The following is a 19,518-nucleotide window of genomic DNA, read 5'->3' on the forward strand; positions in this document are numbered from 1 at the left end:
CATGACGAACCTTCAGATTGCCGCGCTTGCGCAGCCCTCCATGGTGACCCAACTGCTCACCGCCGACGGTGGTGAATGGGAGGTATCGAAGCACCTGCAGGAAATCATGGCCCTGGCCGCCGACGGCACGCTCTATCTATCGGAGAGCCACCAGAACGACATACACGTTCTGTCGTTCATCGACCGTCTCGATCGCCGTGGCTTCCGATACCAGCTCAACCTCACCGACCTGCAGACCATTCACCAGCTTTACCGCGCCGTCGCCATGGACGGCCTGGTCGATAGCGATGGCCAGCGCGCCACCCAGATGCAGGAGCGCGTGGTCAAGATCATTCGTAAGGCCACTGAGCTGCGCGCCAGTGACGTGCATTTCGTCGTGAGTCCCGCCGGCACCGGCAGCAAGATCCGTTTCCGCGTCGACGGCCTGCTGAAGACCGTCGAGCAGTTCCGCAGCCAGGAGCTGCACGAACTATGCGCCACCATCTACCAATCCATGTGCGACGTGGCCGAGCCACTTTTCAAGCCGCAACTGGACCAGGATGCGCGGATGAGCCAGACCTTCGTCGAGAAGCTCAACCTGTTCGGTGCCCGGATCGCTACCCGCCCGCGTGCCGGGGGGTTCTTGATGATCCTGCGGCTGCTCTACGACGACACCGGCCTCGACAGCCTGGAGCAGCTCGGCTACCTGCCCGAGCAGAACGCACTGTTCGATCGCATGATGCGTATGCCCTACGGCATCAACATCCTGTCCGGCCCCACCGGGTCAGGGAAGTCGATGACCTTGAAGGTCACAATGGAAGGCCTCGACAAGCTCCATGGCGGATCCAAGCACATCCTGACCATCGAGGATCCGCCGGAATACCGCATTCGCGGCGAAGGCATCAACCAGACCCCACTGGTCTACGACGCTACCGACCCAGACGCAGAACGCCAGGCCTGGGCCGCGGGCATCGCCAACGGCATGCGCCTGGATCCGGACTACATGATGATCGGCGAGGTACGCGACCTCTTCGCCGCTGTCGCCGCGTTCCGTGGTGCGATGACCGGGCACGGCCTGTGGTCGACCCTGCACACCAATAGCGCGATCGGCATTGTCCAGCGCCTCAAGGACCTGGGCGTCGACCCCGGCTTGCTGTTCGATCCGGCCCTGCTGACCGGCCTGATCAACCAGAGCCTGCTGCCCAAGCTCTGCCCCCACTGCAAAGTGCGCTTCCAAGACCACCAAGACCAGCTCGCGCCCGACCTGGTCGAACGGGTCCAGCGCTTGACCGATGTTTCCCAGGTGTACGTCAAGGGGCCTGGCTGCCAGGCCTGCCGTGGCTCCGGGGTCAACGGCCGCTCGATCGTCGCCGAGGTGGTGCTGCCCACCCTGGCCTTCATGCGTGTGTTCGCCAAAGGCGGCCCAGCCGAGGCACGCAACTACTGGGTCAAGACCATGCAGGGCATCACCAAGCACGCCCACGCCATCCGCCGCATCAACGAGGGCATGTTCGACCCGCAGATGGTCGAGGATTTCATTGGGCCACTCGACTTCGATGAGCATCTGCTCGACGACAGCTTCTACTCGCAGGAGGCGTGCTGATGGGGGGCTTCTGGGAGCAGTTGCAGTTCGCCTTCTACAGCAAGCAGTTCGGCCGCAAGGAACGCCTGCAGTTCTACGAAAGCATGTCCACCCTGCTCGAAAACGGGGTCCCGTTGAAGGACGCTGTGGCAGAGGTGCACAAGATCTTCGCTCATGAGGGACAGCATCCGTTTCATCCGGTGGCCATCGCCAGTCGCGAAGCGCTGATGGGGCTGTCCAACGGCAAGCGTCTGGCCACCGCCATGGCGCTCTATCTGCCCGCCCAGGAGCGAGCGCTGATCGAAGCCGGCGAGATGAGCGGCAACCTGGTTCAGGCCATGGGCGATGCCGTCTCCCTGGTCGAGGCCCAGGCCAGGATCCGCGCCACCATCTGGCAGGCGCTGCTCTACCCCTCGGCGCTGTCCGCCATGATGGTGTTCCTGCTGTGCATCGTGGCCTATCGCATGGTCCCCAGCCTGGCTAGGCTCTCCGACCCAGTCACCTGGACCGGCCCACTCGCCACGCTCAACGCCATTGCCAGCTTCGTCACAGGACCTGGTATCTACGTTCTGGTCGCCGTCATCACCCTCACGGTGGTGGTCATCGTCACCTTGCCGACCTACCGCTGGAAAGGCCGGGTCTGGCTGGACCGGACGCTGCCGCCCTGGTCCATCTACCGCATGCTCCAAGGCACCACCTTCCTGCTGAACATGGCGGTCATGCTCAACGCCGGCATACGCCCCTACGACAGCCTGGCCAGCATGATCAAGATCTCCCCGCCCTGGCTGAAGCAGCGCTTGGAAGCTGCCCGCTACGGCGTGGGCCTGGGCCAGAACCTGGGAGTCGCCCTTCGCAGCGCCGGTCACGATTTCCCCGACCGACAGGCAATCCAGTACCTGTGCATCCTCGCCAACCGGGGAGGCTTCTCCGAAGCGCTGGTCAAGTTCAGCCGCCGCTGGCAGGAGACCAGCCTCAAGCAGATCGAGCTGGCCGCCGGGCTGGTGAAGAACTTCGCCCTGATCTTCATCGGCGCGCTGATGATCCTGGTCCTGCTCGGCGCCTACCAGGCACAGCAGCTCATCCAATCCATGAACCACTGAAACCTCACCAAGGAGCGCTCCATGAGCACTACGCAACGCACTTCCTGTCCGACGCAGGGCGGTTTCGTTTCCATCGAGATGATCATCGTGCTGATCATCATCGCCATCGGAGTCGGCCTGGGGCTGGCCGCAGCGGCAGGGATGTTCAGTTCGTCCAACGCCAACGAGGAACAGCGCAACATCAGCGTCATTGCGGCCAACGCACGCGCCCTGAAGACCTCTTCGGGCTACGGCTCCAGCGGTACCAACCTGATCCCGAGCCTGATCGCAATCAACGGCGTGCCGAAGAACATGAGTGTCTCCTCCGGCGTCGTCTACAACGTCTACGGCGGATCGGTCACTGTCTCGTCCACCGGCATGGGCTTCTCGATCACCACCAGCAAGTTGCCCCAGGACGCCTGTATCACGCTGGCCACCAAGATCGCGAAGAACACCTTCGAGCAGACCAAGATCAACAGCGGATCCGCGATTACTGGTGAAGTGACCACCGCAGCCGCGACTCAGGCCTGCAGCAGCGACAGCAACAGCATTACCTGGACCTACAGTTCGTGAGTGTGAACCCGATCATCCAGGCTCAGTTCGTCGACCTTTACCTCGGTGAAGGCTTCGCCGACGTGAAGGGCCTGGCCGGCGCCGGCGCGCGCCGAGTCGAGGTGCCTCGCGAGTGGCAGTCGCACGCCCAGGAACTGCTCCAGCTCTGTAGGCAAACGCTGGAGGAGCTGCAGGATCCTGAGTTCGCCATCGTCGTCGACGGCGTTCTGCTTCGCGTCACCCTCCTCGAGGACGCGTTCAGTGGCAGCGTCTTCGTGCTGCGCCGGTTGAGCGCCCAATTGCGGGAGTTCCAAGAGATCGGCTATCCGAGCGAAGTGGTTTCCGCACTGATGGATCCGCAGTTGCAGGGTCTGGTCCTGTTCTGCGGCGAGATGGCGACAGGCAAGACCAGCTCCGCCGCCTCTCTGCTCCTGGCCCGCCTGCAGGAGTTGGGCGGGGTGGGCTGCGCCGTCGAGGACCCGCAGGAAACCAACCTCAGCGGTCAGCATGGGCTCGGCCGCTGCATCCAGGTCAGAACCTCACGGCGCTCAGGCGGATACAGCGAGGCCCTGCTGCGCACGCTGCGGGCCGGCGCCGACCTGGTGCTGATTGGCGAGATCCGCGACGAGGACACCGCCTACCAGGCCTGCAAGGCCTCTCTGACCGGCAGCCTGGTGATCGCCACCATTCACGCGAAAAGCTGTCATCAGGCGATCGAGCGCTTGGTGACGCTCGCCCAGCCACTGGCGAGAAACGCCTACGACGTGGTTGCTGAAGGCATCCAAGCTGTGATCTGCCGAGCGCTGGAGAGCGATGGTTCCTCGCGCCGCCTGACCGCCGAGCCACTGCTGTTCACTGGCGACGACGGCCCGTCCATGCGCGACAAGATCCGCCGAAAGGAGGCTCATCTCCTGCAGGACGACCAAGCTCGCCAGTCCCGGCAAAGCCTGTGGAGATAACACAATGAGGAGTAAGCGCAGCAGTGGATTCATCTCGATCGAACTGATGATCGCCCTGGTCGTGATCGCCATCACGACCGCCGGCGGCATATCGGTCCTGATGAGCTACCTGGACGGCCTGGACGAGCAGCACGCGGCCCAGCAGCAACAGCAGGTGGCCAAGGCAGCGGAGAAGTACCTGAAGGACAACTTCAGCACGGTTCTGGCCAACGCCGGCGCCACGGCCCCGGCGGTGATCACCGTCCCGATGTTGCGCAACACCCGTTACCTGCCCGCAGGCTTCCGCGACACCAACATCTACGGTCAGCAATACCAGGTACTGGCCCGCAAGCCGGCGGCCAACCAGCTCGAAACGCTGATCGTGACCACGGGTGGACAGGTAGCTTCCGAACTCTCGATCCGCCGGATCGCGCAGCTCATGGGAGCCACTGGGGGCTACATCTCGAAAACCAACACCAGTATCGCCCAGGGCGCCGCCTGGCAGGTGGCCTTGAGCAATTTCGGTAGCGCTCCCGGCGCTGGACACCTGGCGACGGCGCTGTTCTTCCAGGACGGCGCCATTGCCAACGAGTACCTCTACCGCAATGCCGTCCCGGGTCATCCCGAACTCAACCGGATGAATACCACGCTGGACCTGGGAGGCAACAATATCGCCGCGGCCGGGGCGATCACGGCCAGCGGCAACATCACCACCAGCGCGGACATCAGCGCGCGCAACGTGACAGCCACTGGCACGGTGAAAGCCGGCACTGCTGACGTCGCCGGCGAGACGTACACCGGAGGTTGGTTCAGGACCCGTGGTGACACGGGCTGGTACAACGAGAAATGGGGCGGCGGCTGGTACATGAGCGACAGCACCTGGGTGCGCTCCTGGATGAACAAGAACGTCTACACCGGCGGCGAGATGAAAGCGGGCAAACTCACCGCCGAGGGCCGAACGGAAGTCGGCGAGTACCTCCAGCTCAAAGGCGTGGCCACCGAAGGAGCCAACTGCTCGCCGAACGGGCTGGCCGGCATCACCAGCACCGGACTCTGGCTGTCCTGCCAGAACGGGAGGTGGGGACGAACCGCGGCCTCTATGCGCCTGAACACCACGGCCGGCGTGATCAAGGACTGGTGTACGTTGCATGGCCAGGATAGCGCCATGGTGAACTACGACTACGTCCGCTACGCGATCACCTGCGGCGGCCGATTCTGCGCAGTGGGCTTCAACCAGACATTTGGCACCAACTACTCGTTCGGACTGATCACCGAGATCGGCCCGGGCTTCAACTACCCGGAACCCTACAAGACCCCCGACTCGACTAACGTGACCGTTACCTGCGTGAACTAGCAGGTCGCCACGACTCAAGGACTACCGTATGCCGCTGATGTGGATCGTCCTGGTGCTCGCGCTCATCACCGGGACCTGGCTGAGTGTACAAAGCGACCACGCGACCTCGAGCGCCGAACTGGCCGAGGTCGACACCCTGGCCAGGAGCTTGCTGCTCTACCGCTCCAGGCTGGCGGAGTACGCACACGCCAACCCCGGTTTCAGCGGTTCGCCGGCGGACTCCGCTCTTGGTCTACCGGCCTGGTTCCGCAAGCCAGTGCGGCTTCAGGGCTACATCGCCGCCGGCACCAGCTACGCCTTCATCGCCTCGCCGCCGGCGGGGCTGGCGGCGGCCGTGGATGCTGGTACGGAATCCGACCTGGTTGGCGTCAGGCGCAACGGCCAGTTAGTCACGCGCCGCCTCGGAGCCACTGCCATTGCGCTCCCTGCGCCCATCCCCGAGGGCGCGGTGGTCGCGGTCAAGTAACCTCCACAGGCCAGTAAACCCCGGCGCTGCTTGATAAACCAGCCTTCTGAACACATAATGCCATCAACTTTGATTTCACCCCGCTGGCTACTGACGGTCATCAGTAGCGCCCTGGTGATGCAGGTTCGCCTCATTACCAAACCGTAAGCACGCTACAACACCGGGTGGGGCGTGCGGATCTGGTTGAGAATTCTCCCTGTGTCTCCCTGTTCTTTTGCTTGCCATGCAGCCGTCAACTCGTGTCGAGCGAGTTTAAAGGCACATAGGGTTCTCGAGAGGTTCGGTGTTTCCTCGATTTAAGGGTCGTACTGGTGTTACGGCCCCTCCTTTTCCCCTCTCCATGGGTAGCCTGATGCTCCTGCTCCAGGACTATCAGGCTACCCATCGGGATCCTTCTCCCTGCCGGTGGCCCGCCGGTGATACGCAGGGCTCCCTTTGTACGCGGATGCGTGCCTACTGTTTGCTGGCCAAGCCACGATAATGGCCGGGTGATGGGATCGAGACGATCAATGCCCAGGGATCGACGATTCAACCACAGGTGGCTCACTTGACTCCCCTTCCAGACACGGCTGGGGAAACCTTTGACAGGGTTTCTACCAGCCGCGCTCTTCCGCCCTCGCTCTCCGCCCGCTGCATCCGCTCCCCCTCCTGCTTGACCTTGACACTTTTGCCCCCCGCTTCGATGATGAACGCGTGATCTGCTGACGTTGTCAGCGACATGCCCCATGCAGCTCGGATCCGAAATGCTGCAGCACAGCCCACCGTGTTGATCCAACCCAAGACCGCATAGCTTCTGGTAGCGCGGTCGGTCGGCCTCGGTCGATAGAAGCTCCCTTCCGCAACCCAGCGGGGAATCCACTTCCCCGCCAGGGCCAGTGTTTTCTCCGCACCCTCAACCTGCAGGAGAAACACCATGTCCAAGCAATCCACCAGCTTCGAAATCGGCTTTGCCCTCGGCAGTGTTGTGCGTGAGTTCCGCAGAGCGCTCAGGCGCCCTCCGGTCGTAGTGCAAGCACAAGCGCCGGTTGCGTTGAGCGTCCAGCGCATCGATCCTGCCTTCCTGGCCGCCCCGACCGCTGGCGAGCTAGAACACATCAGCGACATCCCAGCCATCGTCCGGCTGAAGAATGTCAACCTGAATGACTGGTATCTAGCCAATACGCGCGAGGTGCAAAAGCCCAAGCGCGCACGCAAACCCAAGCCGGCCAAGGCGACCGCCAAAGCTGAAACGCCAGTCAGGAAGGAGCTCAAGCTGGGTTCCCTCGATCAACTGATCGCCCCGGTTGATCCGCTGACCTACTGATCCACACCTCCCACCAACCCTGCCGGGAAACCATCCCGCAGGGTGGTTTTCCGGTATTCATCGAGGAAAACCATGGGGTCCGCAAAACTTTCCGCAATCGCAGAAGATCTACGCAAGATTGGAACCACGGCGGTAGCCGCTGGTTTGATCGGCATTTTTCTCGGCGAGCATCGCATCCTGACTGCCCTTGCGCTGTCGGTAGGTGTGGTAATCTGGTCTACAGGTATCTACCTGACTCAGGAGGAATCTTGAGATGAGCCAAACGACTTTCGGCGTGATCATGCTGACCGCCTTGCTTGTAGTGTGCTTGTCGATGGCGGCCTGGGCCGATTGGCCCAACCTCAAGCGCAAGCTTACGAAGTTTAACCATCGGCACCGCCCGCACTGACCTCAAGCCCCTCCGTGTGAGGGGCTTTTTCATTCGCGGGGGCTTGACAACTGCAACAGGCCTTTTCATTCTTTGCACCGTGAGCTGCTGACGTTGTCGGCAATCCTCCCCCAGTAGTCATGATCTGAAAGACTACGACACGGATTTCCGTGTAGATCGAACCCAAGATCGCACCAGCTTCCGGTAGCGCGATCAATCAGCCCACAGGTTGATGGAAGCCCTCTCCCTCTGCTTTACCTCCCAATACCGACCCATGCGGGGAATACTTTTCCCTGACGGGCAAGGTGTTTCTCCGCTTTCGCTTACGAAACTGGAGAACCATCATGAGCAACAACACCCAAGCCCAAGAAGCCAAATATTTCGACCTGCACACCACCGGTATCGGCTACCTCAATCGCATCCGCGAAGTACCGATCCGCCGAGGTGAACCGTTCCTCGCCGTAACCGTCGCAGCCCTCCATGGCGCGGCAGACAGCGTGGAATACTCCTACATCGACTGCAAAGTGGTCGGCGCCCAGGCTGAAAAGCTTGTCCGCCGTTGCAAGGAAGCAGTCGAGGCCAAGAAGAAGGTTCTGATTTCCTTCCGTATCGGCGATATCTGGGCGGATCCCTTCATCCACCAGAAAGGCGAGAAACAAGGCAAGCCCGACGCAAGTCTCAAAGGCCGGCTGCTCTTCATCTCCTGGATCAAAGTAGATGGCACCACCGTCTACGATGCGAAGGAAGAAGCTGAAAAAGCCCAGCAAGGTCAAGGCGAACCGCAAGGTGAGCCCGCAGCTCCTGCTGAGCACGCTGAACAAGCCGCTGCTTGAGCAGGCTTGATTGAATACCGGCCCTCATCCCGAGGGCCTTTCACTACCTACGCTATGCGCGACTCTTCATCGCATACCCATCCGGGGGGCACCATCTCCCCCAGGGCGTGGTGTTCTCCATTATCTGGAGATCATCATGAATTACGCCCAGGCCGTTGAAATGCCCGCTCTGCCCGAAGTTGAAGAAGTAAGCCTGACCGACATCGAGGATGAACTGCTGAACAGCAGCCACTTCTGCGACATGGCTTGGTTGATCTTCTCCAGCCTGAGCACTGACGCAGTCGTTCTGACCGCTTGATACCAGTTGAAGTGAGACTGCACACCCGCGCGATTAGCTAGCTGCGCCACATCTTACAAACCCATCAAGAGTGCCCCCCTTGATGGGGGCTACTCCTTCTCACCAAGGACACGCCATGAGCACAATGAACCCGTTCCTCGAAAACCTGTGCCGGTACCGCGTCGAGCGTCTGCTTCAAGTCAAATACTCGAACAGCGAAGTACCGTGCAATCGATCTATCCATAGCAGCCAAGCACATTTGAAGGACCGGGAGGTCCAGTGCCAACCCTGCATCTTCAGCAACGACCTCTGCCTCATCGTAGGAGCTGGAAACATAGATCCAGAGCTAGCCGCGCGCTGCGGAAGTGAAGGCACGGTGATCGACGTCACCTACGCCGTTCTGGATGCAGATACCGGCCGCTTCATCGGGGGCACCTACACCCTTGATGGCGCCCATGCCCTTGTGGACCGTCTAGCGTGCCGCTATGAGCCATGGAGTCGCTCCTGGGAGATCAGCAAATCCCACATTCCGTTGAGGGCTCTGCACACCCTCCTGGATAGTTTCGGCACGAAGATGCCGATCCGACTCGCTGGAGTCCTAATTGGAATCTTCTGGATAGACGAACTAGGCAGTGTTGGCTTCCGACTGGTGCATACGCCCTGGACCGACGAGAACCTGGAAGTGATGGACTTGACCGCCTCAGCCTTGCGTGAGGAGCAGATCGCCGCTGGCTACCCGGCCGAACTGGTCGACCTACTTCATCTGGCGGCTCAGGCAGACATCCGCTACCTGGTACTCGATCCATTCGCGCCCACGCTCAAGGGCCTGCCGCTTTATGACGATTGAGCAATCCGGCCGGCGGGAAATCCCGCCAGCCCCCGAATTCGAATTGGCTCGCTGTCGTTGACAGCGCCTCCCAAGGAGCCAGGGTTTAAGGCTCCGGCGCGCAAGCGCTAACCCACCCAAGACCGCCACAGCACTCGGCAGCGCGGTCGCATCACGCAAGTGATGGAGTGCATCCTACCCACCCACGCGGGGACCTCATCCCCGCGGGAGAGGCCTGCGTATTCGGAGACCTCTCATGACCTCTCTCAACAACCACTCCAGCGCAGGTCACACTGCTGCGTACCTCAAACTCCCGATCGTTCTCACCAACGCGGCCTGGCTGCGCCTGGTCTATCTCGCCAACCCTGCCAGGGTCGACGAGATGGGCACCCGGCTGGCCAGTGTCGTTCAAACCGCCTGGCAGGAGCTTTCGCTCCAGCCGACCGCGAAGCACATCCAATTCCACCTGTACCACAAGGAGGAAGAGGGGCAGGACCGCGCGCTCGCGCTGCTGGTCCTCTCGATAGTCGAGCCGTCCGATGAGCCTTCCTACCTGCGCATCGAGCTGCAGGAAGAAAGCCTCCAGGGCAACCCGGATACCGAGTAGCTCTCCCCTCACCACGATCCCGCTTCGGCGGGATCATCCTTCTCGCAGGTCACGCCATGATCAACATACCCGGCCAGTTGGCCATTCGAACCATCAATGGTCGCAATGGCGAGTTCAACGTGGGAAAGCTCTCGACCTCGATCGGGGAATTCGTCATCAAGGACGCTCTCCTGGACCAGCACATCGAAGGCAAGTACCGCGGTGATTTCGCCATCACCGAGATCCGTCCCTCCTACTACACCACCGGCGGCCGGCTGGTCGTCGAGATCCGCGCCAAGCTCGACAGCATGACGCTGGACGACGTGGACAACCTCAGCGACGAGGAGGCAGAGCGTCTCTCTGGCAATGAGGTGGATCCGCTCGACGAAGTGCCCGCGATACAGCAACCCACTGCCGCACCGGCGGCACCGCCGAAGTCGCCCCCGAAACCGAAGCCTCTGCGCCCCGTTGCAACTGGGGACGACGCGCCTTTCGGTATGGACCCTCCGGCTTCTGCAAAGCAGGCCGCCCCTCTGGACACAGATGCGGATGCAGAACTGTTCGGGACGGTCTGGCCGCTAGGCGAAATCGTCAAGCTGGACGCCACGGTCGACCGCAAGCGACTACGCCAACAGTGCGTGCGACTCGGCGCGCTGGGCTATGAGCTCGACTTCAAACAACAGGTGTGGACCCGCAAGGAGGCCGCACGAACATGAAATCGATCTACAACACCCCAGGCTTCAGCGAGGAGTTGTTGCTGGTTTGCGCCTCGCTGCGCGAGGTCGGACTGGACAATCTGGCTGACCAGTTCCGCGCGGCAGTGTTCGACCGATCTGTCGTTGACCAGGCCATCATCGCACTGCGTGAGCGGGTGAAGACCCCTTCGCCGGAGCATGCGGCCGACAACGAGCCCTGGTTGTACTGCGACTGGCAGGCCAGGCAAACAGCTTACCGGCTCCTCCAGCGCCTTGAGCGCGCAACACGCTGAAGCAACACCCTTCCAACCCCTGCCGGGCTCTCCCGTCAGGGAGACCTGGCCAACCACAGGAGCACACCTATGGGATGGCTTTTCTCACATCAGACGAAGGAAGACCTGCTGCGTGAGCTGCTGGCCCCAACCAGTACCTTCGCAGGCAGCACCGAGGTGCTGGCACACGCAGTCTCCGGCAATGAACTTTGGACTGTCGTAAAACGAACCTTTCACCTTGCCGGATTCTATTTCGGCAAGCCGGCCGGTCACTCGATCACCATGATCGAGCTGCACTTGCTGGACTGCTTGGCCGGGCAATGGGGCTACAAGACCATTCCGGAAAGCGCCGGCCCGTTCTACTACGGCTGTCCGCTGGAGTTCCTGGACCTGGCTCACGATGAGATCAACCAGGAATGGCGTGAACGCCTGACGCACGAACACCAAGCCTGACCGCACCAACCACTTCCCTTGAGGGGCTCCCTCAAGGGCGCTCCTCGTCTACCACCAGGAGCACACCATGAACCCATTGTTCACCAACCTCACCCAGGAAACCCTCGCCTACCTCGAGGACCAACTGTCCAACAACGACGTCGCCGGCGACGACGAGCTCATCGACCTGTTCATCGAGGAGCTGTCGCTGACCTTGGAGCAGGCCGAAGCGGCTGTCGCGCTACGCGATCAGTACCTCTGCCAGGTCTTCCTGATCGGCCAAGGGCCGCTGCACCAAGCCGATGGGCTCAGCTTCGACCCTCACACCAAGAGCGTTCGGTAGCCACCACGCTCCCCTGCACCAGTTGGACTACACCCCGAGGGGCTTCACCGCCCCTTGAGGGCGGCGTGGCTCCTCCTTCCAGGAGGTTCCTATGCCCAGCCCCACCCCGCTCTACCAGATCGAAGAGTGCCCAGACCTGTACGTCGACGCCTACGTGTGCGACGAGCAGCGCAACCTGGTCTTTCTTTCGGCCTGGGGCCGCGACACCGTGACACAAGAGTTCCTGGCCAGACTCTGGGCCGGGAAGAGAGTGGCGAGACAAAATTTTTCAGGACAAACTCCCAAAAATCTATCTTTCACTCCACGCGCCCGTGCGGGGCGCGACTGTACGGCGTTTCGAAGTTGATCTGCCGACCGAAGTTTCAATCCACGCGCCCGTGCGGGGCGCGACGCTGGAACTGCTGAAGCTTGCCGATACGTACCATCGGTTTCAATCCACGCGCCCGTGCGGGGCGCGACGGACTTACGGCCGACCAGGGTTTCCGGGACGGTGTTTCAATCCACGCGCCCGTGCGGGGCGCGACGCGCGCAGAACGTCAACTCAGCGCTGAAGCGCGTAGTTTCAATCCACGCGCCCGTGCGGGGCGCGACAGTCCCTCATGCAGGGACAGACCGGCATCGCGAAGTTTCAATCCACGCGCCCGTGCGGGGCGCGACATCGCACAGCAGGCGGGACCGCATGGGCTGGATGTTTCAATCCACGCGCCCGTGCGGGGCGCGACCGCAGGGCCGGGTTGGATCGGGCCTGCGTTGGGGTTTCAATCCACGCGCCCGTGCGGGGCGCGACCCGACTCCAGCCATTCATCTGCATCGCCAGGCTGTTTCAATCCACGCGCCCGTGCGGGGCGCGACCCTACGAGGCGCGCTGGAGTGTTCAGCCGGTGCGGTTTCAATCCACGCGCCCGTGCGGGGCGCGACCCGCCATGTGCTCAACCAGTAGTGCGTCCGGCCAGTTTCAATCCACGCGCCCGTGCGGGGCGCGACCAGAAAGGACAGGAGTTGAGCAGATGGAGCAAGCAGTGTTTCAATCCACGCGCCCGTGCGGGGCGCGACTCGAAGGGGTCAACCCCGTCCGAAGCCATCCCCAGTTTCAATCCACGCGCCCGTGCGGGGCGCGACCATATCGAAATGCATCAAAAGATCGAACGGAAGAGTTTCAATCCACGCGCCCGTGCGGGGCGCGACCACTCACCAGGTCAGGGCCGTCATAGATATCCGTGTTTCAATCCACGCGCCCGTGCGGGGCGCGACCTGTCCTGGCGGCTCAACTCGGAACTTCTATCGAAGTTTCAATCCACGCGCCCGTGCGGGGCGCGACTGTCTATAGCTAGTAAACGCATAGTCACCCGCGTGGTTTCAATCCACGCGCCCGTGCGGGGCGCGACCCCCGACAAGGGTCGAAGCTTGGTTAGAGGGCTTGAGCGTTTCAATCCACGCGCCCGTGCGGGGCGCGACGTCTTTGCTGACACCATCGGTCCGCATGGGCGCGAGTTTCAATCCACGCGCCCGTGCGGGGCGCGACAAGCTGGTAGATCCATTCACCCGGGATGAGGCAGTTTCAATCCACGCGCCCGTGCGGGGCGCGACTGGAGGTGGAAGAAAGGTGTCGAGCGAACTCTGGATGTTTCAATCCACGCGCCCGTGCGGGGCGCGACTGGTGACCGGTGTTGATGTCGGTACCACCACGGTGTTTCAATCCACGCGCCCGTGCGGGGCGCGACACGGCGCGGAGCGACTGAGGTTGCTGATGAGCATGTTTCAATCCACGCGCCCGTGCGGGGCGCGACCTCCTGGGTCGAAAGGTCGAAGTGCAGGAATGGCCGTTTCAATCCACGCGCCCGTGCGGGGCGCGACCGTGAACGTGTGCAGCAAGCAAGGCCCGCCAGGCTGTTTCAATCCACGCGCCCGTGCGGGGCGCGACTGGCTATCGGCGGCGCATGGATGACGGTCAGCATGTTTCAATCCACGCGCCCGTGCGGGGCGCGACAGCATCAGGCAGCGACCAGCCTCGAAGTGCTCAGGGTTTCAATCCACGCGCCCGTGCGGGGCGCGACGACCTGCAGGTTGCACAGACGGAGGAGGTGTCGTTGTTTCAATCCACGCGCCCGTGCGGGGCGCGACCGCCCTCTTATAACTTATTGATCAGCATGAAAAAAACCTTTTACTTCAGCGAAACATGCCTTCTTTAAGCAAGGCGCGCGCCTTCAAACTCCTAACTTCAAAGAAAGAGTATATAAATCAATCAGCTAGAGAGTTGCGAACCCCCCAGGGTTTGGTCGGTCGCTTTAGGTTCGCGCCGGCGCTAAAGAATCAGCGGGCCATTAAGGTCGAGTACAACCTTGGCCCCAACATGCTCCACACGATGCTGCCAGTTCGTACCCAAGTAGTAGAAACGTAGACTGTCTTGTTCCGGATTGATTAGGTTGCACAGACGATGCTTAAGGAATGTCCACTGCGCGCTATCCACCTCGATCTCGAACACCGAGTATTGCACTCGCTGCCCATAATCGCGGCAGGCCTTGGCCAGGCGGCGCAAGCGCTTGCCACCTGCAGCATCTTGAGTGCTCACGTCATAGCTGACCAGAACCATCATGTCGCCACCTCACTTCCACAGAAATGGCGGATAAGCTTCTAGATCGCCGCGCAAATGGCGAGCGAGCAATTGCGCCTGAATGTAAGGGAACAAACCAAGTGGAGCCTTCTCGCCGAGGAAACCATGTTGTATTTCCTCACGCTTGCGCTCCTGATAAGCAGTCAATAATGTCTTGCGCGCCTCGTCCTTGAGAAGCACGGCGCCATTGTCCAAGGTACGGAAGTCGCGTTCGCCCAATTGTTTGCGGTTGATCAGGGAAAGCGCCAAGCGATCGGCCAACACGGGACGGAACTCCTCGAGTAGATCCAGCGCCAAACTGGGTCTGCCGGGACGGTCGCGATGTAGGAAGCCTACGGCTGGATCCAGTCCTACGGCTTCCAACGCCGAACGACAATCGTGTGTCAGCAGGGTGTAGAGAAAGGACAGGAGTGCATTGACCGCATCCAGAGGTGGTCGGCGGCTGCGCCCGGCGAAACGTAGCGTCGGGTTGTCGATACGGATCAGATGATCGAATACGCCGAAATAGGCCTGGGCGGCTTCGCCCTCCAGCCCTCTGAGCAGTTCCACCCCGGGAGCCTCAAGCAACCTGTCGGTGATTCGCCGCAAGCGCTTGTGGCTATGTGACAGAGAGACTCGCGCCTCTTCCGCCAAGACCTCGCCATGGTCACGCAGAGCCCGCCCCAGAACCGCCCGTTGATTGTGCACCTTACCTAGCAGTAAGTTGCGCACCAGTGCCGCACAGCCGGCCTGGTCATCGCTTCGACGGTACTGTTCGCGGCGCAGCAGGACATTGCCGGACACGGGCCCTTCCACCCGAGCCAGGAACTTGCCGTTGGGCGATAAGTAGCAGACGCTGATGCCCTGCTCCGCGCAGTACCCCAGCAGGGGCGGTGACACCAGTACGCGGCCGATGCAAACCAGGCTTTCGAGCATATGGGCTGGCAGGCGCCCACGTATCTCGCCCGCTACCTCCATGACGACATTGGCTCCATCCTTCTTCAACCAGGCGCCCTCGGTGGTGACGTATAGGGTATTGAGCTGTCGCCGCATGTCTCACTTCTCCTTAAGCTGCAGACGCAGCCAGCCTTCAACGCTGGTGCTGCGTTTGAGCAACTTGGGCTGGCACAGATCGATCAGCGAACAGGGGTCGCAACGCTTGGCCTGGTAATCGGCCAAGGGCGTGCGTCTCACGGCCAACAACTCTCGCGTCGCATGGATGACCTGCTGGGTCAACCGGCGCAGCGCATCGTCAAACATCACGATCTTGCGCCGCCGGATTTTTCCATAAAACAGCGCGCCTTCCGCTAGCGACTTGCCGAACATCGCCTCCAAGCAGAGGGCCTGGGCACAGAGCTGCACTTCGTCGGCGCGATGGGCCTTGGGCCGACCGCGCTTATATTCCACTGGATAGGCGCGTTCCTCATCGTCAGTAGTAATACGGAACTCGACCACATCGGCCACGCCTGTAACACCCAGTTCCAGATTAAGCAGCGGCATGGCGGTAACAGTGCGTACGCCATGACGTTGCTCAACATGGTGCTGATCAGCGCGCTCGTGTAGCAAGCGCCCCTCGGCGGTCTGCCGATTCTCGGCCCACAGTCGCTCGACATGGATCAATGCACATTGGCGCGGGCAGTAGAGGTAGTGCTGCAGAGCAGACAGGGGGATGAGATTATCGTCTTCCATGGCTGCCAACTCCTGAAACTAGAGGTACTCGCGCACGCTCACGCCCTGAGGCAGAGCTTCCGCATCGATGCTGACACGGTAATCCTGGAAACCGCGTGCTGGTGTATCCGCGGTCCCCTCGACTCGCTCGACCTTAACGCTGCCGAACAGCACATGGGCGGGTGCATTGCCCAGGGCATGCTCATGTTTGAAGACGATCAACTTGCGCGCTGCCATCTCGCCACGCGCCGCCGAGCGGTCGTGTTCGAACATATTGGCCAACGCGCGCCACAGCAGTTCCAAATCGTCGTCGGAAAAGCCTGTGCGCTCAGCCAACTTCGCAGAGATGAAACCATGGGCGCGGTACAGGCCGTAAGGCACGATGTGCTTGCGGCCCATGGTGCGTTCCTTCTCCAAATCCTTTTCGTTAGTCACCGCCATGCGGGTGATGGATACCTCCATAGGCAATACCGGGTCGATAGACGTGGCGAATGCCAATTGGATCGGTCCACGCACCTGGCCGGCATTAATCTCGGTGGTCATCACCGCCCCGAAAGCACGCACATCGAAGAAGTTCTTGCACATCCAAGAGGTCAGCTCGCGCGCCTTGGCTTCGTCCTTGGGCAGTTTCTTCGCCTCTGACTCGATGCCGAGCGCCTCGTAGGCCTGTTTGTGCTGGTTATTCAGCACGGATTTTTCCTGCATATAAATGGCATAGCCGGGGACACCTTCCTGCTCCAGGCTGACATAGTTTCGGATCTTACGCTTGAGGCAAACGTCGGTGACCAACCCCTGGTTGGTTTCTGGATCGAGGCGCGGCATGTTGCCGGCATCCGGGTCGCCGTTGGGATTGCCGTTGCTGACATCAAACAAGTAAACGAACTCGTAGCGGTTGGCGATGGCGGTCATTCTTGTCTTCCTTGCTCGACGGGGTCGATTTCGGTGAGGGCGGGGTCACGATTGAAACGGGCCTGGGCTTGTTGGTAGTAACCAATGGCGAAGCGTCCCTGGTCTTCCAGGCGGAGACTGCGCGGGAATTGGCTCTGCATACCGTCGATGATTTCGCCGATATCGCGCTCCAGGTTCACCGCCAATCCGGGCTTGTCCTTGCGGAGCTTGGCCAAGTGGTTCTGGGTATTGCGCAGCAGCATCGGGAAGACCGTGGCCGGTGTCGCGGAAGCGGCGCCATAGTAGCGGTCGCGGATGGTGGCATTAACCTTGTCGCCCAGGGCAGCGCGTTGGGCGCCTTCCAGTACGGCGAACAGCCGCCCCAGGCGATAGCCGAGGTTGCTGGCATCCTTGTCGAGACTCATGGGTAACTCCTCTTGGTGGGGCTTGCCGCTCAGGCGCGCCTCGCGGGCGAGCACGGCCTTGCACAACGCGACGCGTATGCCGGAGACGTCGCCGTCGGCACGCATGCGCATGATCAAATTGGCTAGCAGGCTGCGCGGATAGCGGCTGCCGGTCAGGATGGCGCGGGTCATTTCACCGGCCAGTTGCGGAGGTACGTCTTCGGCCTTGGCTCTGCCGTCACGGCTGGGCGCGGTGGCATAGAGCAAGCGCCAGATGGCGGGTTCCGTCTTCCAGGGCAGCGGTTCGAGGCGCAGATCCCGGAAATGCTCGGCCAGATGCTGGGTGAAGACCGCAAGGCTGTTGACTGCCCAGAACCGAATGGACAGTCGCGAGGCATTGGGCGCCAGCCCTAACACAAAAATGCGGGTGCCTTCCTCCAGTAGCGGGTCAAGCTCATGCAAGGGCCGCCCCGTGGCCACAGCATCCAGCATGCCGCGCAGCTTTTCCGCTTCCTGACCATCATCTGCGGGTGGCTCCAGCAGGCTCCAGAAGGTCGACTCAGCGGCGGCCACCTGGGCAGGAGTGGCCGCCTGCGCCCAGAACACCACACTCGCATCGCCGATCTGCAGGCGCTGGCGGTTGTGCTCGTCGCGACGCAACAAATGGTTGAGCACCGTGGTATAGGCAAAGGCGGCCTGTTCGGAGACCGGCGCATTTTCCCCCTGGCTCTTGCCGTAGGAGGAAAAAGCGTCGAGGTTGAAGGAGACGATGGAAGCCCCCGAACTCTGGGCACCATTGACGCCCTTGACCGCTGGATGCAGGCGCGCCAACGGCTGACGTTGACCGCTGACTAGGCACAGCCCCTCGCGGCTATCGCTGTCGGCCAACAGCCGGGCACGCAACTCCAGGGCCGCCGGCGTCTCGTGCAGATAGCATTGTTGGCCGTCCAGGCGAAACACTAAGTTGCTATCGAGCATTTCTTCGCTGAACAGCGGGGGCCGGAACTGCTCCGGCTGCCAACACTCGAGAAACTGGAGCAAGGCCTGCAGACCGGGGTCGTCTTCCTTAACCAGGATCTGCCGGTGCAGCGTCTTGAATGCTTCGTGTTCCTGCTGGGTGCGCTCTCCGCCCTTGGCACTCACGCCCAGCACATAACTGGTCTTGTCCCACAGTACGTTGGACTTGATGCCCGAGGTGCGCTTCTCCGGCTGCGGCACACTCATAAGCCTGGGTTGAGGCTTCTTGCCAGAGAGCAAGCGAATGTCCTGCACGTCCAGCAACTCTCCTTGTGCGGACAGCAGCAGCGCGTAACTGATCCTTTCTTGGCTATAGCCGAAGGGTGAGATATTCGCCTCACCCCGCTCCAGCAGTCGCTGATAATAGTCATTGAGAGCCGAAAGGATCATGCCTTGACCTCTGCCGCCCTGAAGGCCGGCACCTCGATCAGCCCATCGCGCATCAGGGCACGGAAAAAATGCGGGGTCATGCCATCGGCGAAGTCAATGTCATGCAGCATCCAGCCCAGATCACGCTCGCCGCACAGGGAGGCATCGACTTCAGGCTCGGCACTGCCCTCTTCCAGCAACCGGAAACTGGCCGGAAACTCGCGCACGCCTAGGCAGGGTGCATGGAAGCACTGCCCCTTCCGTGCGCGACGGTTGAAGATATCCAGATGCTTGCCCACCGTATCGTCGGCGCCAGCCCTGTCGGTCATCTCGAAATGCGCCTCGATGACATAGGCGACATCGCGCAGCAGAGTAGTCGCGCGCTGCTGGCGATCCTCCTCGACCAGATTCACCAGAGCATCAGTGCGCCCGGCTTTCACTGCCTTGCCAACGCTGACGGCGGATAGCTTGCCGCCGACCTCGTTGCGCCGGATGGATTCGAAGCGGATCGGCTTTAGCACCTGTATGCGATCCACTACCCAGCGAATCGCCGGCTTCCAATGGACAGCCTCGAGAATGCCGCGCGCGGCGGAGGGAGTGATCGCATCGTAAGAGACGCGTTCCACCTTCATTTCCGGGCGGGTGAAGCAGGCACGCTCGCCCCAGACCATTAAGCGAATTCCGTAGGCCATCGGCCC

The 19,518-nt window shown here is 61.5% G+C and carries 24 protein-coding genes and 1 CRISPR repeat array; of the genes, 17 read left to right on the top strand and 7 right to left on the bottom strand.

All coding sequences use genetic code 11. The features are described from left to right. The first annotated feature begins 1 nt into the window (after position 1). From LT948_RS17100 to pilM, 6 genes are read left to right on the top strand one after another with little or no spacing between them, the layout of a single operon-like run. Positions 2-1,582, top strand: coding sequence for a GspE/PulE family protein (locus tag LT948_RS17100; protein ID WP_023094341.1), 1,581 nt, complete (start codon positions 2-4; stop codon positions 1,580-1,582). Next, entirely contained in the window at positions 1,582-2,661 is a 1,080-nt protein-coding gene (locus LT948_RS17105) for a type II secretion system F family protein (RefSeq protein WP_003109360.1), read from the top strand. Before LT948_RS17100 ends, LT948_RS17105 begins: the two co-directional genes overlap by 1 nt. 21 nt (positions 2,662-2,682) lie before the next feature. After that, complete coding sequence (locus LT948_RS17110) at positions 2,683-3,213, top strand: type 4 pilus major pilin (RefSeq protein ID WP_023104161.1); 531 nt, start codon at positions 2,683-2,685, stop codon at positions 3,211-3,213. After that, positions 3,210-4,151 (top strand): ATPase, T2SS/T4P/T4SS family, encoded by a 942-nt coding sequence (locus LT948_RS17115; RefSeq protein WP_023104160.1) that lies wholly within the window; start codon positions 3,210-3,212, stop codon positions 4,149-4,151. Before LT948_RS17110 ends, LT948_RS17115 begins: the two co-directional genes overlap by 4 nt. A gap of 4 nt (positions 4,152-4,155) precedes the next feature. After that, positions 4,156-5,484 (top strand): shufflon system plasmid conjugative transfer pilus tip adhesin PilV, encoded by a 1,329-nt coding sequence (pilV, locus tag LT948_RS17120; RefSeq protein ID WP_209038462.1) that lies wholly within the window; start codon positions 4,156-4,158, stop codon positions 5,482-5,484. Between the two features lie 28 nt (positions 5,485-5,512). Beyond that, positions 5,513-5,950, top strand: a complete 438-nt coding sequence (pilM, locus tag LT948_RS17125) for a type IV pilus biogenesis protein PilM (protein ID WP_023104941.1) — start codon at positions 5,513-5,515, stop codon at positions 5,948-5,950. Positions 5,951-6,493: 543 nt separating this feature from the next. On the opposite strand, the gene LT948_RS17130 is transcribed toward pilM, so the two are convergent. After that, the gene (locus tag LT948_RS17130; protein WP_191519271.1) at positions 6,494-6,865 is read right to left on the bottom strand and encodes a hypothetical protein; all 372 of its coding nucleotides are present in this window, start codon (positions 6,863-6,865) and stop codon (positions 6,494-6,496) included. Here LT948_RS17130 and LT948_RS17135 point away from each other — a divergent pair. The 11 genes from LT948_RS17135 to LT948_RS17180 all read left to right on the top strand — a co-directional run bounded on the left by LT948_RS17135 (position 6,864) and on the right by LT948_RS17180 (position 11,884). After that, complete coding sequence (locus LT948_RS17135) at positions 6,864-7,253, top strand: hypothetical protein (protein WP_023104942.1); 390 nt, start codon at positions 6,864-6,866, stop codon at positions 7,251-7,253. The two genes, LT948_RS17130 and LT948_RS17135, sit on opposite strands and share 2 nt — an antisense overlap. Before the next feature lie 72 nt (positions 7,254-7,325). Beyond that, positions 7,326-7,505: a hypothetical protein gene (locus LT948_RS17140; protein ID WP_004347955.1), complete on the top strand. Its 180-nt coding sequence runs from the start codon at positions 7,326-7,328 to the stop codon at positions 7,503-7,505. Position 7,506: 1 nt separating this feature from the next. Further along, complete coding sequence (locus LT948_RS33185) at positions 7,507-7,641, top strand: hypothetical protein (RefSeq protein ID WP_003121000.1); 135 nt, start codon at positions 7,507-7,509, stop codon at positions 7,639-7,641. A 323-nt stretch (positions 7,642-7,964) separates the two neighbouring features. After that, entirely contained in the window at positions 7,965-8,453 is a 489-nt protein-coding gene (locus LT948_RS17145; protein WP_016264237.1) for an STY4534 family ICE replication protein, read from the top strand. A 136-nt stretch (positions 8,454-8,589) separates the two neighbouring features. Next, positions 8,590-8,751 carry a hypothetical protein gene (locus tag LT948_RS17150; RefSeq protein ID WP_023104943.1) on the top strand — a complete coding sequence of 54 codons (162 nt, stop codon included), beginning with the start codon at positions 8,590-8,592 and terminating at the stop codon, positions 8,749-8,751. A 115-nt stretch (positions 8,752-8,866) separates the two neighbouring features. Then, positions 8,867-9,577: a DUF5983 family protein gene (locus LT948_RS17155; RefSeq protein ID WP_023104944.1), complete on the top strand. Its 711-nt coding sequence runs from the start codon at positions 8,867-8,869 to the stop codon at positions 9,575-9,577. Between the two features lie 235 nt (positions 9,578-9,812). Continuing rightward, positions 9,813-10,163, top strand: coding sequence for a hypothetical protein (locus tag LT948_RS17160; RefSeq protein WP_004347949.1), 351 nt, complete (start codon positions 9,813-9,815; stop codon positions 10,161-10,163). Positions 10,164-10,219: 56 nt separating this feature from the next. Next, a complete protein-coding gene (locus LT948_RS17165) occupies positions 10,220-10,858 on the top strand; it encodes a DUF3275 family protein (RefSeq protein ID WP_023104945.1) in 639 nt (212 codons plus the stop codon). Continuing rightward, on the top strand, positions 10,855-11,130 hold the full coding sequence (locus tag LT948_RS17170) for a hypothetical protein (RefSeq protein ID WP_003117060.1): 276 nt from the start codon (positions 10,855-10,857) through the stop codon (positions 11,128-11,130). Before LT948_RS17165 ends, LT948_RS17170 begins: the two co-directional genes overlap by 4 nt. Positions 11,131-11,199: 69 nt before the next feature. Beyond that, the gene (locus tag LT948_RS17175; protein ID WP_016264230.1) at positions 11,200-11,562 is read left to right on the top strand and encodes a hypothetical protein; all 363 of its coding nucleotides are present in this window, start codon (positions 11,200-11,202) and stop codon (positions 11,560-11,562) included. 67 nt (positions 11,563-11,629) lie between these two features. Further along, positions 11,630-11,884, top strand: coding sequence for a hypothetical protein (locus LT948_RS17180; protein ID WP_003141455.1), 255 nt, complete (start codon positions 11,630-11,632; stop codon positions 11,882-11,884). Positions 11,885-12,177: 293 nt separating this feature from the next. Beyond that, a CRISPR array of direct repeats spans positions 12,178-14,005; the repeat unit is 32 nt; unit sequence GTTTCAATCCACGCGCCCGTGCGGGGCGCGAC. A gap of 181 nt (positions 14,006-14,186) precedes the next feature. Here the strand turns inward: LT948_RS17180 and cas2 are convergent. From cas2 to cas5c, 6 genes are read right to left on the bottom strand one after another with little or no spacing between them, the layout of a single operon-like run. Continuing rightward, positions 14,187-14,477: a CRISPR-associated endonuclease Cas2 gene (gene cas2 / locus LT948_RS17185; RefSeq protein ID WP_019726852.1), complete on the bottom strand. Its 291-nt coding sequence runs from the start codon at positions 14,475-14,477 to the stop codon at positions 14,187-14,189. A gap of 9 nt (positions 14,478-14,486) precedes the next feature. Then, positions 14,487-15,527, bottom strand: a complete 1,041-nt coding sequence (cas1c, locus tag LT948_RS17190) for a type I-C CRISPR-associated endonuclease Cas1c (protein ID WP_019726853.1) — start codon at positions 15,525-15,527, stop codon at positions 14,487-14,489. 3 nt (positions 15,528-15,530) lie between these two features. Then, the gene (cas4, locus tag LT948_RS17195) at positions 15,531-16,163 is read right to left on the bottom strand and encodes a CRISPR-associated protein Cas4 (protein WP_023104934.1); all 633 of its coding nucleotides are present in this window, start codon (positions 16,161-16,163) and stop codon (positions 15,531-15,533) included. 18 nt (positions 16,164-16,181) lie between these two features. Then, positions 16,182-17,051: a type I-C CRISPR-associated protein Cas7/Csd2 gene (gene cas7c / locus LT948_RS17200; protein WP_023104935.1), complete on the bottom strand. Its 870-nt coding sequence runs from the start codon at positions 17,049-17,051 to the stop codon at positions 16,182-16,184. Beyond that, entirely contained in the window at positions 17,048-18,841 is a 1,794-nt protein-coding gene (gene cas8c, locus LT948_RS17205; RefSeq protein WP_023104936.1) for a type I-C CRISPR-associated protein Cas8c/Csd1, read from the bottom strand. Before cas8c ends, cas7c begins: the two co-directional genes overlap by 4 nt. Beyond that, positions 18,838-19,512 (bottom strand): type I-C CRISPR-associated protein Cas5c, encoded by a 675-nt coding sequence (cas5c, locus tag LT948_RS17210; RefSeq protein ID WP_023104937.1) that lies wholly within the window; start codon positions 19,510-19,512, stop codon positions 18,838-18,840. Before cas5c ends, cas8c begins: the two co-directional genes overlap by 4 nt. Between the last annotated feature and the right edge of the window lie 6 nt (positions 19,513-19,518).

It is taken from the genome of Pseudomonas sp. CP-1 (assembly GCF_021213715.1).
GTDB classification, from domain to species: Bacteria; Pseudomonadota; Gammaproteobacteria; order Pseudomonadales; family Pseudomonadaceae; genus Pseudomonas; species Pseudomonas aeruginosa.